The 13928-nt window shown below is 51.8% G+C and carries 15 protein-coding genes; 10 read left to right on the top strand and 5 right to left on the bottom strand.

Annotated features, from left to right (window positions below; genetic code table 11):
* Nucleotides 1-307: 307 nt before the first annotated feature.
* The 3 genes from IPJ88_13490 to IPJ88_13480 are packed head-to-tail and all read right to left on the bottom strand — an operon-like array spanning nucleotide 308 to nucleotide 2678.
* Entirely contained in the window at nucleotides 308-1381 is a 1074-nt protein-coding gene (locus IPJ88_13490; protein QQR89212.1) for a hypothetical protein, read from the bottom strand.
* Nucleotides 1382-1420: 39 nt separating this feature from the next.
* Entirely contained in the window at nucleotides 1421-2317 is an 897-nt protein-coding gene (locus IPJ88_13485) for a HEAT repeat domain-containing protein (protein QQR89211.1), read from the bottom strand.
* A 40-nt stretch (nucleotides 2318-2357) separates the two neighbouring features.
* Complete coding sequence (locus IPJ88_13480; GenBank protein ID QQR89210.1) at nucleotides 2358-2678, bottom strand: hypothetical protein; 321 nt, start codon at nucleotides 2676-2678, stop codon at nucleotides 2358-2360.
* A gap of 253 nt (nucleotides 2679-2931) precedes the next feature.
* Between IPJ88_13480 and IPJ88_13475 the strand changes: the two genes are divergently transcribed.
* Together IPJ88_13475 and IPJ88_13470 are read left to right on the top strand one after the other, a co-directional pair.
* Nucleotides 2932-3237 (top strand): integration host factor subunit beta, encoded by a 306-nt coding sequence (locus tag IPJ88_13475; protein ID QQR89209.1) that lies wholly within the window; start codon nucleotides 2932-2934, stop codon nucleotides 3235-3237.
* 230 nt (nucleotides 3238-3467) lie between these two features.
* Nucleotides 3468-4637, top strand: coding sequence for a tyrosine--tRNA ligase (locus IPJ88_13470; protein QQR89208.1), 1170 nt, complete (start codon nucleotides 3468-3470; stop codon nucleotides 4635-4637).
* Nucleotides 4638-4754: 117 nt separating this feature from the next.
* Here the strand turns inward: IPJ88_13470 and IPJ88_13465 are convergent, their stop codons facing one another.
* Nucleotides 4755-6020: a glutamate--cysteine ligase gene (locus tag IPJ88_13465; GenBank protein ID QQR89207.1), complete on the bottom strand. Its 1266-nt coding sequence runs from the start codon at nucleotides 6018-6020 to the stop codon at nucleotides 4755-4757.
* A 42-nt stretch (nucleotides 6021-6062) separates the two neighbouring features.
* On the opposite strand from IPJ88_13465, the gene pyrE reads away from it, so the two are divergent.
* From pyrE to IPJ88_13425, 8 genes are all read left to right on the top strand, one after another.
* Nucleotides 6063-6614 carry an orotate phosphoribosyltransferase gene (pyrE, locus tag IPJ88_13460; protein QQR92043.1) on the top strand — a complete coding sequence of 184 codons (552 nt, stop codon included), beginning with the start codon at nucleotides 6063-6065 and terminating at the stop codon, nucleotides 6612-6614.
* Complete coding sequence (locus tag IPJ88_13455; GenBank protein ID QQR89206.1) at nucleotides 6611-7255, top strand: hypothetical protein; 645 nt, start codon at nucleotides 6611-6613, stop codon at nucleotides 7253-7255. The genes pyrE and IPJ88_13455 overlap by 4 nt, the downstream gene beginning before the upstream one ends.
* Before the next feature lie 94 nt (nucleotides 7256-7349).
* The gene (locus tag IPJ88_13450; protein QQR89205.1) at nucleotides 7350-7865 is read left to right on the top strand and encodes a hypothetical protein; all 516 of its coding nucleotides are present in this window, start codon (nucleotides 7350-7352) and stop codon (nucleotides 7863-7865) included.
* Between the two features lie 25 nt (nucleotides 7866-7890).
* Nucleotides 7891-9060: a hypothetical protein gene (locus tag IPJ88_13445; GenBank protein QQR89204.1), complete on the top strand. Its 1170-nt coding sequence runs from the start codon at nucleotides 7891-7893 to the stop codon at nucleotides 9058-9060.
* 25 nt (nucleotides 9061-9085) lie between these two features.
* A complete protein-coding gene (locus IPJ88_13440) occupies nucleotides 9086-9655 on the top strand; it encodes a hypothetical protein (GenBank protein QQR89203.1) in 570 nt (189 codons plus the stop codon).
* Between the two features lie 165 nt (nucleotides 9656-9820).
* Nucleotides 9821-10039, top strand: coding sequence for a hypothetical protein (locus tag IPJ88_13435; protein QQR89202.1), 219 nt, complete (start codon nucleotides 9821-9823; stop codon nucleotides 10037-10039).
* A 4-nt stretch (nucleotides 10040-10043) separates the two neighbouring features.
* Nucleotides 10044-10718, top strand: a complete 675-nt coding sequence (locus tag IPJ88_13430; protein QQR89201.1) for a roadblock/LC7 domain-containing protein — start codon at nucleotides 10044-10046, stop codon at nucleotides 10716-10718.
* Between the two features lie 66 nt (nucleotides 10719-10784).
* Complete coding sequence (locus tag IPJ88_13425) at nucleotides 10785-11999, top strand: serine/threonine protein kinase (protein QQR89200.1); 1215 nt, start codon at nucleotides 10785-10787, stop codon at nucleotides 11997-11999.
* Between the two features lie 168 nt (nucleotides 12000-12167).
* Here IPJ88_13425 and IPJ88_13420 read toward each other — a convergent pair whose 3' ends face one another.
* Nucleotides 12168-13901 carry a penicillin-binding protein activator gene (locus IPJ88_13420; GenBank protein QQR89199.1) on the bottom strand — a complete coding sequence of 578 codons (1734 nt, stop codon included), beginning with the start codon at nucleotides 13899-13901 and terminating at the stop codon, nucleotides 12168-12170.
* Nucleotides 13902-13928: the final 27 nt, after the last annotated feature.

Here is a 13928-nt window from a genome sequence, read left to right as displayed (position 1 = left end):
CTCTATGCTTTCCCTCCACTCAACTTACCCACTAAATTCCCGGAAGAGCCTTGGTTCATTGAAACCGGTGTCTCAAGTCATCAGCTTCACTGGCTAGAAGACTGACTAGTTCTTTGGTAGATCAATGCTTCAACCTAGGCGCTTAGAGCCGCAAGCGGGGTGGGCTTGCAGGAGCATCTTCCTAGAGAGCCTGAAGTTATCGCTGGTCTAAACGACTTAGTTTATGCGCCGACCGTGTGGTCTTGAAAGCTCCAGCAAGCCTACCCCGCTTGTGGCTCTCTCCAGGTGATGAAAAAAACATGTGTTGCTACTCCCCCACAACAGGACGATACAGCGCGCGTCGAGCCGCTTCGGTGCCTGGGCCTTTGCTGTCTCTTACTGCAAGCAAAAGACCTCGCTCACCAATGGTATCGAGTGCATCGGCAGCAAGTTCGCGGTAGGTCTCGTCTTCGCCAGTGAGTGTCGCGTAGAGCAAGTTGCGGAGCTTAATCGCTGTGATCCCTGTGGGCCTATCCCAGCCAGCTTTCATGCGACCCATGAGATGGGCCCAAGCAAAACTAAAACTTTGCTCGGCTTTGCCTTCTTGCAGAACCTTTGCAACCTTTATGCGTCTAAAGATTTGCCCAGACTTGAACATGGCTTCATTGAGCACGTTGAACCAATCCGTGTCTTCTCGCAGCACGGTTTCTTCCAAGATGTCACGCACGTCACTGTATTGCAAAAGGGCATCAAGAAGTTTACGTGCCCCGTTTTCATCAGCGCCCAGGGTAAGTGACAGCGCTGCTGCGCGACGGGTTTTTTCGCTTTCCAGGAGTGCTGGAAATTTTGCGGCCAATGAGGTGTCAGCCGAATAGCCTAAAGCTACGGCTGCTGCGCGCTGAACTTCCCAAGCATTTGCTGAGCTCACCAGGTCCATAAAGGCCTGTGCAAGTGTAGGTTGTGGTTTCTGCCAAAGGGCTTGCGCATAAAAGACGCGAGTGCGCTCTTCGATACTACTGTCGCCAACTTTGCGGGTTACTTCGCTCATGGTTTCATCATTGGCCACCATGCCGAGGGCGGAGCCTGCATTTGCGCGCAAACGCGCGTCATCTGCGGTATCTTCTACGATAGCAGCAAAGCTCTTTGCGGTTTCCGGTTTGTCAAAATAAGCCAGCGCTTGAACGGCCAACAATCGGTTTCGATAAGCTTCTTCGCTCTTTCGAGAAGGCTGAGAGAAATCGATGTTGCTCGGACGTTTGAGCATGCTCAACAACTTGCCATAGGCTGGCTCATAGCGCAGTTCGCCGAGTGCGATAGCGGCAGACTCGATGTCATCTCCCTTGAGTTCAGAGAGCAAAATGCTGCCAGCTCGCGCTGATCCCGTGGCGGCAAGTGCACGCATCGCCGCTGCTTTGCGCCCAGGCCGGTCCTGAACAAAGCGCTAAGCGCTTACATCCGGCTCTTGAGCGACGTTGCGCAAGGCTTGTAAAGCCTCGATAGCAAGAGGGTCATCGTCGCCTGCAGCGTAGCCAAGCAGCAACGCGTTCGCGCTGCTGTCACCCATCTCTGCTAGGCCAAAAGCTGCGTGCTTTTGAATGCTATCGTCTTCGTCCTTAAGCAAGCCTACGAGAAACTCCTTGGCTCGAGGGTCATGACTAAGTCGGATAAAACGAACAAGCTGTTGTTTGCTGTCGAGATCCTTGGCGAGTTTGAACAACGTGATGAGGCCGGGGGCTGCGGTCGATTTGCGCAAGGACTCCATGACGCTGGCTTTCATACCTGGCTTTTGTTCGAACAACGCAAATAAACGTGCCGCGGCACTCGGATCGCCAGTGCGGCCAAGACCCGCTACGGCTGCGCGCAAAACTTCTTGAGACTGATCCGCGGGTTCTCGTGCAAGCTCTTGATCCAGCAGGGTTTTTAGCGGGCCGACCACGGCAGGGCTGGCTTCTTCAGCAAGGGCTTGAGCCACCAAAAGCCGCACGGCCTCTTGGTCGTGTTTGAGCAGCTTGTCGTTGGCGAGTTTTGTTACACCGACCGCATCAACGATCACTTTAGGGTCAAAGCCTGGCTGCGATTGCAAACGTCCTTCGCTGAATGCTTCGACGATGGCGTCGGCAGCAGCCCTTTCGCCAAGCACTGCAAGCGCCCAGACAACTTGCGACTGATCGCGCTCATCGCATTTAGGCAACACATCTAAAAGTTTGGCTTTTGCAGAGTCGGCTCCCGGTGAACCAATGGCCGATAGCGCCAATGCAGCGGCGCGGCGCACTACACCTCCTTCATTAAGCTGTTCAATAAGTAAGGGGACGGCTTTGGCGTCACGGTACTGACCCATCTTATCGATGATCTCGACTTGCAGTTCATCGTAAGAGGTCTCAGGTAAAAATACGGCGAATTTCGCTTAAGAACGCTTCGGTAGTGGGCGCTTCGTGAGCCTTGTAGTAAGCAGCTTTGGCTTGCTCGAGCGCTTTGTGCTGCTGATAGTACATGAAGCCAAGCGCAATCGCGCCAAGCACCACCGAGACCGCTACAATGCGGCCAGCGGGCGTGGTGTGCTTACGAATCTTTTTCAAGGCTTCTTCATCGCCTACTCCAAAGGAAAAAGCAGGCGGTCTTGGCGTATGCTTCAATGGCGGCGGGCCAGACCGGTGTGGGGTTTCAGGTGGGCTATCGAAGCTCGCGCCAGGTTCAGTCATGTTTTTCTCCCTTGATAAGCTCAAATTGGCAGCGTCGCCGAATTGAGACTAAGCTGGGCAAAAGGCCAACATTTGTGCTGGATAGTAAACGATTGTGCAGCGCAATCCCAGCGCTAAAGCAGCGAGTGTAGGCCTAGGAGCAAAAACGTACAGTGGCGTAGGTGGCGTGGGGCGATGTATCACAAGTGTTTGAAATCTATATTGACTTTGGCTTTTCACTCGGTATAGTGGTTAATGTAAAGGACGGCTGCCAATGACCAAGTCTGAGTTAATAGAGACGATCGCTCGTAAGGCGAACATCACCAAAAACCGAGCTGAGCAAGTTGTCAATTGTGTTTTTGACTCGATGAGTGCTGCGCTTGATCGCGGTGAAGGTATAGAGATTCGTGGCTTTGGCAGTTTTACGGTACGTGAATATAAGTCGTATGCTGGTCGTAATCCACGAAGCGGGCAGACGGTTTCCGTTCCGGAAAAACGCTTGCCTTTTTTTAAAGTTGGAAAAGAACTCAAAGAACTTGTAAACCGAGGCTCTCAGCGTCGAAACGAGCAGAAAAAGTAACATCGAGTTGTCGCAATATGACGCTCCTCGCTGGCTTGCAATATTTTCCTGCTGACCGTGTTAGTTTTTTCGCAAGAAGTTCCCAACGCTTGTTGCAAAAACTTCCTTGTCATTAGAAAAATCGTGCTTTGCCGGCTCAGTCCGTCATTCTGAGGCAAACCACAAGGAGAACAAGTCATTTCTATCAATGAGCAGCTAACGCAGCTGAAACGCGGCGTGGTGGATTTGTAATGCAAAGTGATCTTGAAGCCCGTCTTCGATCCTCCAAAGCGTTAAAGATAAAAGCAGGTTTTGATCCGACCCGTCCCGATTTGCATTTGGGCCATGCTGTTTTGTTGCGAAAGATGAGGCAGTTTCAGGAGTTTGGGCATGAAGTTATTTTCGTTGTCGGCGACTTTACGGCGCAAATAGGCGATCCTTCGGGTCGCAGTGCAACACGTCCAGTCGTGAGCCCCGAAGAGATTAAAGCGGGTGCCGAATCCTACGCCGCGCAAGCCAGTAAGATTTTAGATCCAAGTAAAACAAAACTTGTTTATAACAACAATTGGCTTGGGAAGATGAACTTTGCGGATGTGATTCGGCTTGCCGGCAAATACACTCTGGCGCGCATGATGGAGCGAGATGATTTTAAAAATCGCTGGGCTGAACATACCAGTATCTCCATCCACGAGCTTCTCTATCCTTTGGCCCAGGCTTACGATTCCGTCCATCTGGAATGCGACGTTGAGCTTGGTGGTACCGATCAGCTGTTTAACTTGCTTGTCGGGCGCGATTTGATGCGTGAGTTTAATCTCAAGCCGCAAATTGTCATGACCACGCCTATTCTTGAGGGCATCAATGCCCAGGTGGTTGATGGCAAGATTGTGGGCCAAAAAATGAGTAAATCGCTCGATAACTATATCGGTCTGACCGAGGCGCCATTCGAGCAGTTTGGGAAAGTCATGAGTCTTTCTGATGCCTTGATGTGGCGTTACTACGAGTTGCTCTCCGAGCGGCCAAGTCCCGAGCTTGCCAAGCTCAAAAAGGAAGCCGAATCGGGCGAGCGTAATCCCAGAGATTGCAAAATCGAACTGGGCAAAGAGATTGTGACTTGCTTTCACAGCGCAAGCGAGGCTGAAGTGGCAGTGGCGAATTGGATGGCGCAGTTTTCCCAAAAACAGTTACCGACCGATATGCCGGAAGTTCAGGTCGATTCCGAGGGTGAACCGCTTTGGGTTCCGAAGGTTTTGGTTTTAGCGGGGCTCGCTAAGAGTTCAAGCGATGGACGCAGGCGTTTGGAGCAGGGTGGTGTCGAGGTTGATGGTGCACGTGTGACAGACCCCAAAGCCGTGTTAGTCAAGGGCCAACGCTATATCATCAAGGCCGGCAAACGTAGTTGGGCAGCAGTGACTATCAAGTAGAGCGTGCAATTCGGGCTTAGATCGTTTCTGGAGGGACAGACGCTCCACCATGTCTGAGAATCTGCGGGAGCAGCGCGCTCTGTCGGGGCTTATGTTGCGAAGCAAAATGTCCGCTGGCTACAGACCTTGCGCCGTGAGTGTCTCAACGTTCTGTAGGTATTTACTCTCGTCGATGCCGCGCTCATCACAAACGCCAAATTCATGAAGACCAATTTGGGCAATATCAAGAAGTTCCGCTGCCCAGGTTGCGAGCTTTTTACCGGCCAACGTGGCTTGCAAAGCTTTGGCGGCGATTTGCGGACGAGCAGCTTGCACCTGTTCGCATTCAAGGCTTTCAAGAAGTGCTTCGGCGCGATCCATGGCTTTGTCTGAATAGAGCAACCCCTTCCATAGCGCAGTGACGCCGCGCGCTAAATCAACATTTTGCGCGTCGGCTCCCCTCATCTCAAGTGTGTTCTTTAGCCGAACTTCAGGAAAGAGCGTTGAGAGGTGAAGTTCCCAATCGGGGTAGGTTGCGTGGTGACCTTCGTATCCCTGGCTAAGAAAATCCGCAAAGGTCTGGCCAGTGTTCGCGATGACTTGTCCGTTCCTTGAAAAAAAGAACATGGGAACCGTGAGAGCCCAATTCATGTAGTCGGCGAAACGGGCCTTCTCGGTCCAGGCAAAGGGCAGCAAACCACAACGATCCGGATCCACGTCAAGCCAGACCCGAGCGCGTTCGCTTTTGTTTGAGGAGATTCGTCCTTCATAAAAAGGACTGTTTGCAAACATGGCCGTGGTGATGGGCTGTGCTTTTAGAGCGATGCGTAATTTTCGCATGGCGTCGGCTTCATCGAGGAAGTCAAGGTTTACCTGGACGGTGCAGGTGCGGAGCATCATGTCTAAAGCTTTGCTGCCACGCGTAGGCAGATAGCCACGCATGATCCCGTAGCGGCTTTTGGGTACCCAATGGATGTCTTCACGACGCGCAAAGGGTGTAAAACCAAGGCCAAGCCAGGTGATTTTGAAGCGCTCGGAGATCGGGCGAATCTCTTCAAGGTGCTGCCGTAGTTCGTGATCAACGCTGTGTACACAAGGCTGCGGCGAGCCGGATAGCTCAAGCTGGCCGCCTGGCTCAAGGGTGATTGAAGCGCCGTGTTGGCGCAGGGCGATCATTTTTTTGCTTTGGCTGTCACGCTCGGCCTCCCAGCCGTGCTCCAGAACGAGTTCGTTAAACAGGGCTTCGATCCCAGCGGGCCCTTCATAGGGAAGTGAGGCTCCGGTCTCCGAGTGGACGCCAAATTTCTCGGACTCCATGCCAAGGCGAAATTGTGTTTTTGCTTTACATGCGTCGTAGAAAAGAGAGAGTAAATCGTCGGTGCTTTTGATTGGATTTAAAGTCATGCTTGCCTTTTGCAAGAACTCGGCGCAGCCTTGCTTGCTGTTATGGACAGTCTACTGCGTCTACTTAAAGAACGAAGTTTTTCTCGCCGTGAAGTGATCTTAGCCTCCGGCCTTCGGAGTAACTTTTTTATCGATTGTAAGCAAAGTGTTCTAAGCGCTGAAGGGCACTTGCTCGTGGCCAAAGCCTTTTGGGGCAAACTTTCAGAACAAGAAAGCTTTCCGGATGCGATTGCCGGGGTGGCGCTTGGGGGCTGCTCGCTTGCTTCGGCCGTAGCCACGTATTCGGCTATGCAGGAGCGTCCTGTGGATGCGTTGTATGTGCGCAAGGCAGCCAAAGACCACGGAAGCCAGCGCTTGATCGAAGGGCATGATCGTTTGCCCAGTGGCGCAAAAGTTGTGGTATTGGAGGATGTGGTCACAACGGGCGGATCAACGATGGCGGCAATTGGCATATTGAAAGAAGCTGGACTCAAAGTTGAGCAGGTTATCGCATTGGTTGACCGACAGGAAGGTGGCGCCGAAGCAATTCGTGATTCGGGTCTCAAGTTTTCAGCAATCTATACTCAAGAAGACTTTATGGGACCATCGAAATGAAAGTGCGGAAGATGGCATGCTCGGTGCTGGGCGTCCTTTCGCTGCTTGTTTTGGGAAGCTGTGGCAGCGGATCGGTCTCACTCCGGCAGGGCTCGCGTGCTTACACCGCTGGCGATTATGAACAGGTCTACAAGAAATGGACGCGCGCCCACGATGCTTTTGAATTTGGTGAGTTGCGGGATGTCTTGGCTGTTACGGCAACCTTTGAGTCTTGGGACTTTCGTTGGGCCTACACTGTTCGCTATGCCAAAGACTATTCTCTGCCGCCCGCCGAGCGTCAAAATATCTTGGATACAAACCTCAAAGATTCGGTTCGACACCACAGTTTTTTTGTAACTTTAGCGGGTGGGCGTTTCCGAGAAAGCGATATTTCCGATAAAGACAGCGCCTGGCGTGTGTTGCTCATCAACGAAAAAGGTCAGGCTCTGGCTCCTGTCGGAATTGAAAAAATTGGCCGACCTAGGGTTCCGGAACGTGTCTATTTTCCAAGCATGTCGCCTCACCGTCAGGCATTTCGCGTGGTGTTTCCTGTACGCTTTGACAATGGGGAAATGGTGATCTCAAGGCACAGCAAATACGTCGTGTTGAGGTTTACTGGGGCCGTTGGCAAGGTCGATTTAACCTGGGAATTGCAGGGTTGAGTACGTTTTGGGTAAATTAAGGAAAATATCGCTTGAGTGAGTTAGACTCGCAGCCGACTCGATGTTCAGCAAGAAGTCGAAAAGGGAGGGTGTCATGAAGGGTAAGAGCATGCGGAATGTGTCGAGCGCGCGCTGGCGCGGCGTGAGCACTATATGGCTTGTTGGCGTGGTCGTGTTATCGATACTTGCTGGCTGCCATGCCGATGCTGATGATCCAGCAGGACAGGCCAAGGAGTTGGCAGACCCAGTGCGTCGGGAGAATGCCATTGCAAATCTTACGCGCATCTACTCGAAAAGCCTCAGCGACGCAAAAGGCAATCGAGAAGCAAGCAAGGTCAAAGCGGTGGCGGACGTTATTGTTGGTCCACTGGTGCAGACCTATGTCGAGCACCCCGAAGACAACCGCAACGGTCGGCTAATACTGGATTTGCTTTTTGAGATGAGAGATTTGCGGTCTGTACCGGCGTTGGAAAAAGCTCTTGATTGGCGCCCGGAAGTGAACGAAGAGCATGCGATTCGTGCGGCTCGGACCATCTATGCTCTTGATATTCCGGACAGCGAAAAAGGGCAAGCTCATCGATGCGATCAGCAAAAGCGCTCTTGCGATTAATCAGCTTAGGCCCGTGGACAACCGCATGCGTAAGGCTTTTATAGAAGCACTAGGAAGCCTAGAAGATCCCAGAGCAAATCCAACCTTGCTTAGTGTTGCTCTGGCTGAGGACGACGCTCAGAATTTTCTCTTCAATCGTTTAGCAACCCAGCAACTTTCGAAAACGGTGGACGATGCTGCCGTGCCTTCCCTGATTAAGGCCCTGTTCTTTTTTGACAAGAACAACCCACGCATGCGCATGAACGATGTCGCAGCGGAGGCGCTAGTTGCTGCAGGAGATGCGGCCTATAAGCCCTTGCTAAGTGTGCTGTCGGGTGAGCACAAAGAGGCAAAAAAGATCGTGCAAGAGTACATTGCAGCAATCAAAGCTCGGGATCCGGGAATCGCAGACGAATTGACTGCGATGGGAATTATGGCTGCAGAGGCTTCTTACGCATTGGGCGAGCTAGGTGATCGGAAAGCTATTTCAGCGTTGATGAAAGAAGCCTCCAGTTCAGAAGAAGGACGGCGTATTGCAGCGGTGACTGCGATGGTTCGACTCAACCGCAATGAAACAGACAATGTTGCTGTGGCCAAGGCGCTTCAGGAAGCGTATGAGCGCGCCGACAAGCCCACGCGACTTCAGTTGCTCGCCGCCATGCAGCACATGGTGTTTCCTGGGCTTTTGCCCTTTTTGCTTAATCAAGCTCAGGCCGATGAAAATGAAATGCCTCAAATACGCTCTGTCGCTTTGGGTGCATACAGTTTGCTAGCCAACAAATTGGAGGCCCAAGCAGCAAAGCAGCTCATTGCCAGTGAGCCGGGCTCCAAAGACGGCGGCTTTCAGAAGAGTTTCGAGCAGCAGAACAGCGAAGCGCTTGCCGCAGCTTCGGAGTGTGACGACAAGCTTCAGTGCTGGATTTCGAAGCTCGAGGCAAAGGAGCCACACGTTATAAGTAAAGCTGCATACATGTTGGGTCGCTACGCCAAGGGGCATACCAAAGCGCTAAAAGCACTTGTTGCAAAAATCAAGCATCCAAACACGGAAGTGCGGGCCGATATTCTTTATATGGTTGACACCGTTGCCGTAAACGGGAGCCCCGAAGCCGTGAATGCAATTATGCAGCTCAAAGAAGCCGAGCAGGGGCGTGCGAGCTGGAACCAAATACGTTCTTTGGCTGAGCTTACTCAGGTACGCCTAGCCTCGCGAAAATAGGATCGAAGAGCTGAGGGTGTTTGGCATGTCGAGGCAATGGTCGGAAACTCTTAAGAGCATAGCGTACTGTGTGCTACTTTTTGCCTGTGGTTGTGCCGATTGCAATTCGGAGAGTCTCGGCAGCACGATCCGCGCAACTTCGAGCTCGAAAAGCTATTCGAAGGAAGACAAAGTGGTGTCCGAGGTTAACGGTACGCCAATCTATCTGAAAGAACTCAAAGACATCCTATCCCAAACTGAAGGAGATCCACGGCAGAGTCTTCGTTTGTTGGAAGATGAACTGTTGCTCGGACAACATGCTTCAAATACAAAAGCCGTGAAAAATAAATCGGTGTTGCATGCTCAAAAGCAAGCACTCGTACAACATCTTTTAAGTAAGCAAGTTGAAGAGAAGTTTAGGGCTGAGAGAGTCCCGCTGGAATTGGTTGAAGCGCTATACCGTGAACGTGCAGATCAATACGACCGGCCCAAGCTCTATACGGTTGCTCACGTTTTGGTCAAAACAGAGTCGAATGCTTCGCCTGCTTTTGATCGTTCAGCCAAGGAATACATCGTGCGAATAATTGCTCGACTTAAAGGCAAGTCAGGCGCCTGAGCAAGTTGTCCTTGATGAACAGCAAAATCCCGGAATGGATCATTGTGTCGCGGAATTTCTCCCCCCTGTGCATAACGAATCGCCTTTGGTTAAGCCCTTTCTTAATGCCGTTCTTTCGATGAAATATCCAGGCGTGTACCCTAGGCCAGTGAAAACGCGTTTTGGATGGCACGCTATTTTTGTAAAAGAGATAACGCCTCCGAAAAAGTTCCGTTTGCGGAAGTCGAGGAAGCCTTGCGAAAAGAAAAGGCAGAAACGCAGCGCCAGGACGCTGTGCAAAAACTTCTAGACCAACTGGAGAGTTCCAAAAAAGTACAACGTTTCCCTGATAAGATTCGAAGTGTTTTCCTTAGCCAAAGTTTTGCTGAGGACGAAGAAGGGTAAATCGTTGGAAGCGAACAGAGGTGAAGGTAAACGCGATTTTCTGCCCACGGCGTTTACCGGTATCTTAGAGTCGATGCGATTGAGTCATCCGCAAGTTATAGCCGCCGTCTTTGTCGATGCCGAGGGCGAGTGTGTGGACTATTCCAGCGAACTCGATCCATACGAAACGAAAGTTCTTGGTGCTTTGTTTTTACCGCTGGTGTTTGATTTTGCGGCGGCGAGCACGAGTGCCGGGCTGGGAACAGTCAAAGCGTTGACCGTGCGCACGGACCGCAGGCAGTTTATTGCAAGGCGGGTAAGTGTTGAGTATCTGCTTGTGCTCGTCGTGGGTCCGGATATACAAGAGCATACGCTAAAGCGCGTGATTGAAAACACCGTCGTCGCGATTCGACACGAGGCGAGAATTGAGGTTCCTCTTTGGGAGACGCCGAGTATCGAATGCTCTGTGCAGGTACAAACACGCGCAGCTAAGGGCTGGCCTTTTGCTCCGGAGCTTTTTGAGGAGGGCGGTATTCAACGTCGGGTTTTGGCGGTATTGGGGTATTGGCAGGAACAGGGGCCGGAGGAGAGCGAAGCTCGTGATTTGTTTCGAGTGCGAAGCGACGATGGCCGGGAACTGACCCTCGAGTTTTGGCGAAGCACGAAGCAGTGGATCCGTTATGAGCGCCGATTATTGTAGCCGGAAAATCAAAAGGCTGTGTATACCATTGCGACTTGTGCTTAGCTACTTTAGGATCAGGGTGTCATGCGTCGATGTTTAAAATGCGGAACTGAATTTGCCGGTTCGATGGCCTTTTGTGGCAACGATGGCAGCGTGCTAGTTGCCGTGATGCCCGCTGAGCAGCACGACTCTCGTTTAGGTCAGAGGCTTGGTGATTATGTGCTTGCAGCGCCTATCGCGGACGGTGCCACGGGGCGTGTTTATGAAGGACGCAACGCCAATACGCGAGAAAAAGTTGCGGTCAAAGTGCTTCATGATGACGTTTCAAAAGATCATGTCGCTGTAGAGCGATTCAGGCGTGAAGCAGAGGCTGGCATGTCGATGAGCCATAGCAATATTGTTAAGGTCATCGACTCGGGGCAAACTGCAGATGGCTCCCATTTTATGACAATGGAGTTTTTGGACGGTGAAGAACTCGGCGAAGTCTTTAGGCGCTCGGAGCGTCTGAGCGTTGAGCGAGTGATACGCATCGTTTGTCAAATCGCGATTGCTCTCGATTACGCGCATTCATACGGCTATGTCCATCGAGACTTGAAGCCCGATAATATCTTTCTTTGCAGCTCCGAGCAGGGGGATGTCGTTAAACTTCTGGATTTTGGTTCTGTCAAAATGCAAGTCCAGATGGGCCCCAAGCTAACCGCGATTGGAACCACACTGGGTTCTCCTTTTTACATGTCTCCAGAACAGGCTATGGGCAAACAAGACGTGGATCAGCGCTCGGATGTGTTTGCGCTTGGCGCAATCTTGCATGAAATGTTTACTGGCGAAGTAGCGTTTGGCGCTAGTACCGTCGGTGAAGTGCTGATGAAAATCTTACAACAACAACCAGCTCCTGTGAGCCGCAGCAGACTCGATTTGCCTGCTGCGGTGGACGGGGTGATCGCAACGGCGTTGGCTAAAGACAAAACCGCGCGTTATCCAGGGGCGCTTCAGACCGCCGCCGCGCTTTGTTCGAGTTTTGGTTTAGGGTCCGATGTGGAGCATTGGTACAGCGTGAGCCAAGCAGAGCTTACACACGCCCTGCTTCAAGCTACGCAACAAAATGGAGAAAGGGACAGAATGCAATTGGCTCAGCCTGCATCGCAACCCTTGCTTCAACATGAGCCATTGCCAAAGCTTTCGACGCATCCTGAGCTGGACGATACTTTTATGGCAGACTACCTGCCCAAGAATCGCTTCCCGATGCTTGCCTTGAGTGTGGGGCTATTGCACTTGTTGCTGCGATCGTTGTTGCTGTAGTGCTGGCTCGTTAAACGAGGTAATCGCATTAAGTTCGCTGTCTTTTAGTGTAAACAACCGTGTTTCGCGCAAAGGGTTTCGATGGGTGTCGAAGCCAGGCGAGGCGCAAATTGTTGGTATCTCAAGTTTGCCTTCTAAGCTTTCCAAAAGGGCTTGGTGGCTGGTTGCTCATCGCGATACTGCTGTGTGAATAAGCCGTAGCGCATCAAAAGCATAAGCTGAAAACAAATCAGGAACACTTCCGTAGCGCTCCGAGAAGTTTTGGACAAAATCATATTGCAAGGCAGATGGATGTTGGTCTGCAACTGCAAAGGGAATCGAAAAAATTGCGCCTTGTAAGTACCGCCCGACGAGCTGGGATAAAGATGGCGCATAGCCAATATGTGGGATGAGCAAAGTAATGGCAGAAGTTGCGTTGTCCGTTGAGGTCCACAGCCCGGCTGCGGCGAGTGTAGGCGCGATGAGAGCGATGCGTTTCGATGCGTCGGGGATAAAAAGAGCGTCAACTCGTTTCTTCTTGATAGCCTCGACATAGTCGCGGAAGTTGGTTTCCGAGTCAGGATACGGAATCGCAGCGACCAGTGTGCCGCCATGGACATCCAGGCTCTGAGCAAATTGGTGGTGCATCGCCTGTCCATAGCGAGTATCAGGGTACAAGATTGCAAAGCGCGCATCTCCCTGGTAGCGCGCATAGGCTAACAAAGAAGCAATTTCGCCCTCTGGGCTGGGCATAATACGCAAGGTTGTTCGATTCTTTTCTGCGATGTCAGTCGTTGGAACCAGGCTCATTAAGGGAACGCCTAGTTGCTCAGCCTTTTTCGCAGCGGCTAGCGCGCTTTGTGTCGTCATGGGCCCAATCACGGCAATGACTTTGTCATCATAGACAAGCTTCTCGAGCAAATCCACGGTTTTCGTAGGGTTTGCTTCCGTGTCCCGTACGATTAGCTCAGTGTGGTGTCCTTCTAGGGCAATGTTCAGTCCACGCAAAGCGCTTTGTCCAACAAGCTTCATGCGTCCGCTGAGTGGTAGCAATGCCCCAATACGAAAAGCTTCGACAGGCTGAGGGATGATTAGGCTACGGACTAGCGCGGTTTCGCTTTCAGAAAGCAAGGCCTGGTAAGGCTCGAGCGCTTTGGCGGTTTGCTTTGCCGCATCATGCTCGCCGGAGTCTTGTTCATGCTTTAACTTTTGAGCTGAAACTGCGACCCACGCGAGGCTACCAACTTCAAGTTCGTTTTCAAGTTCTGCGAGTTGAGCCTCGCTAAGGCTGCTCGCCGTTTCCGTAATGAGGCTTCGTGCAACCGAGCGCTGCATGCTGCGGCCCTGCTCGGCGAGCTCTGAAAGTACTTTCATGCGCAGCGAAAGATCTTTTTCGCGCTCAGAGCCGTCAATCAATGCTTTTTCAAGGGTGTTGGCTAAACGCGCATCGGCAATGCGGCCAAGATAGCTGCGCAATTTCTCCAAAACAGCAGAATCGTAAGAGATATAGAGCGAAGAAATCACTAAATAAACATTGGCGACTTCTTGCATGGAAGGCGCCGTGCCCTCGCTGATTGATTGAAATTTCTGATTTGCACTTTCGTAGTTTCCCAGCGCAAGAAGACTGCGCCCGGTGCCGAGGGCCACGAGATCAGTCAGTGGATCGGCTGGGTAGTCGCGGCTGAAGCGCTCATAGTGCAGCAACGCGTCTTGGAAAGCGTTTTCGTTTTCCTTGCGTAATGCGAGATCATAGAGACGTTGGGCGTCAGGGTTTTCGCTGCTCGCTGCGGGTACGTTCCGAATGGTGCTTCGAGAGGGTGGGCAGCCGGCAATCAGGCCAAGGCAGAGAACCAGTCCACAGCAGAGCCAGCACAGCTTCGAAAAAAACAGGAAAGATTCATGGTTCGAGGAAAGGCTAATCATTGATGTCGGCATGGTTTATGACGCAAA

It is taken from the genome of Myxococcales bacterium (assembly GCA_016699535.1).
GTDB lineage: Bacteria > Myxococcota_A > Polyangia > Polyangiales.
The sequence above is the reverse complement of the archived record's forward strand: the minus strand, read 5'-3'. Positions and strand labels throughout refer to the sequence as shown.

Excerpts from the sequence above, each read along its gene's own strand:
- IPJ88_13475 (QQR89209.1), top strand. The coding sequence starts at position 2,932 with ATGACCAAGTCTGAGTTAATAGAGACGATCGCTCGTAAGGCGAACATC.
- IPJ88_13445 (QQR89204.1), top strand. The coding sequence starts at position 7,891 with ATGCGTAAGGCTTTTATAGAAGCACTAGGAAGCCTAGAAGATCCCAGA.
- IPJ88_13490 (QQR89212.1), bottom strand. The coding sequence starts at position 1,381 with ATGCGTGCACTTGCCGCCACGGGATCAGCGCGAGCTGGCAGCATTTTG.
- IPJ88_13420 (QQR89199.1), bottom strand. The coding sequence starts at position 13,901 with ATGATTAGCCTTTCCTCGAACCATGAATCTTTCCTGTTTTTTTCGAAG.
- IPJ88_13450 (QQR89205.1), top strand. The coding sequence starts at position 7,350 with ATGAAGGGTAAGAGCATGCGGAATGTGTCGAGCGCGCGCTGGCGCGGC.
- IPJ88_13440 (QQR89203.1), top strand. The coding sequence starts at position 9,086 with ATGTCGAGGCAATGGTCGGAAACTCTTAAGAGCATAGCGTACTGTGTG.
- pyrE (QQR92043.1), top strand. The coding sequence starts at position 6,063 with ATGGACAGTCTACTGCGTCTACTTAAAGAACGAAGTTTTTCTCGCCGT.
- IPJ88_13465 (QQR89207.1), bottom strand. The coding sequence starts at position 6,020 with ATGACTTTAAATCCAATCAAAAGCACCGACGATTTACTCTCTCTTTTC.
- IPJ88_13470 (QQR89208.1), top strand. The coding sequence starts at position 3,468 with ATGCAAAGTGATCTTGAAGCCCGTCTTCGATCCTCCAAAGCGTTAAAG.
- IPJ88_13480 (QQR89210.1), bottom strand. The coding sequence starts at position 2,678 with ATGACTGAACCTGGCGCGAGCTTCGATAGCCCACCTGAAACCCCACAC.
- IPJ88_13485 (QQR89211.1), bottom strand. The coding sequence starts at position 2,317 with ATGGGTCAGTACCGTGACGCCAAAGCCGTCCCCTTACTTATTGAACAG.
- IPJ88_13435 (QQR89202.1), top strand. The coding sequence starts at position 9,821 with ATGGCACGCTATTTTTGTAAAAGAGATAACGCCTCCGAAAAAGTTCCG.
- IPJ88_13455 (QQR89206.1), top strand. The coding sequence starts at position 6,611 with ATGAAAGTGCGGAAGATGGCATGCTCGGTGCTGGGCGTCCTTTCGCTG.
- IPJ88_13425 (QQR89200.1), top strand. The coding sequence starts at position 10,785 with ATGCGTCGATGTTTAAAATGCGGAACTGAATTTGCCGGTTCGATGGCC.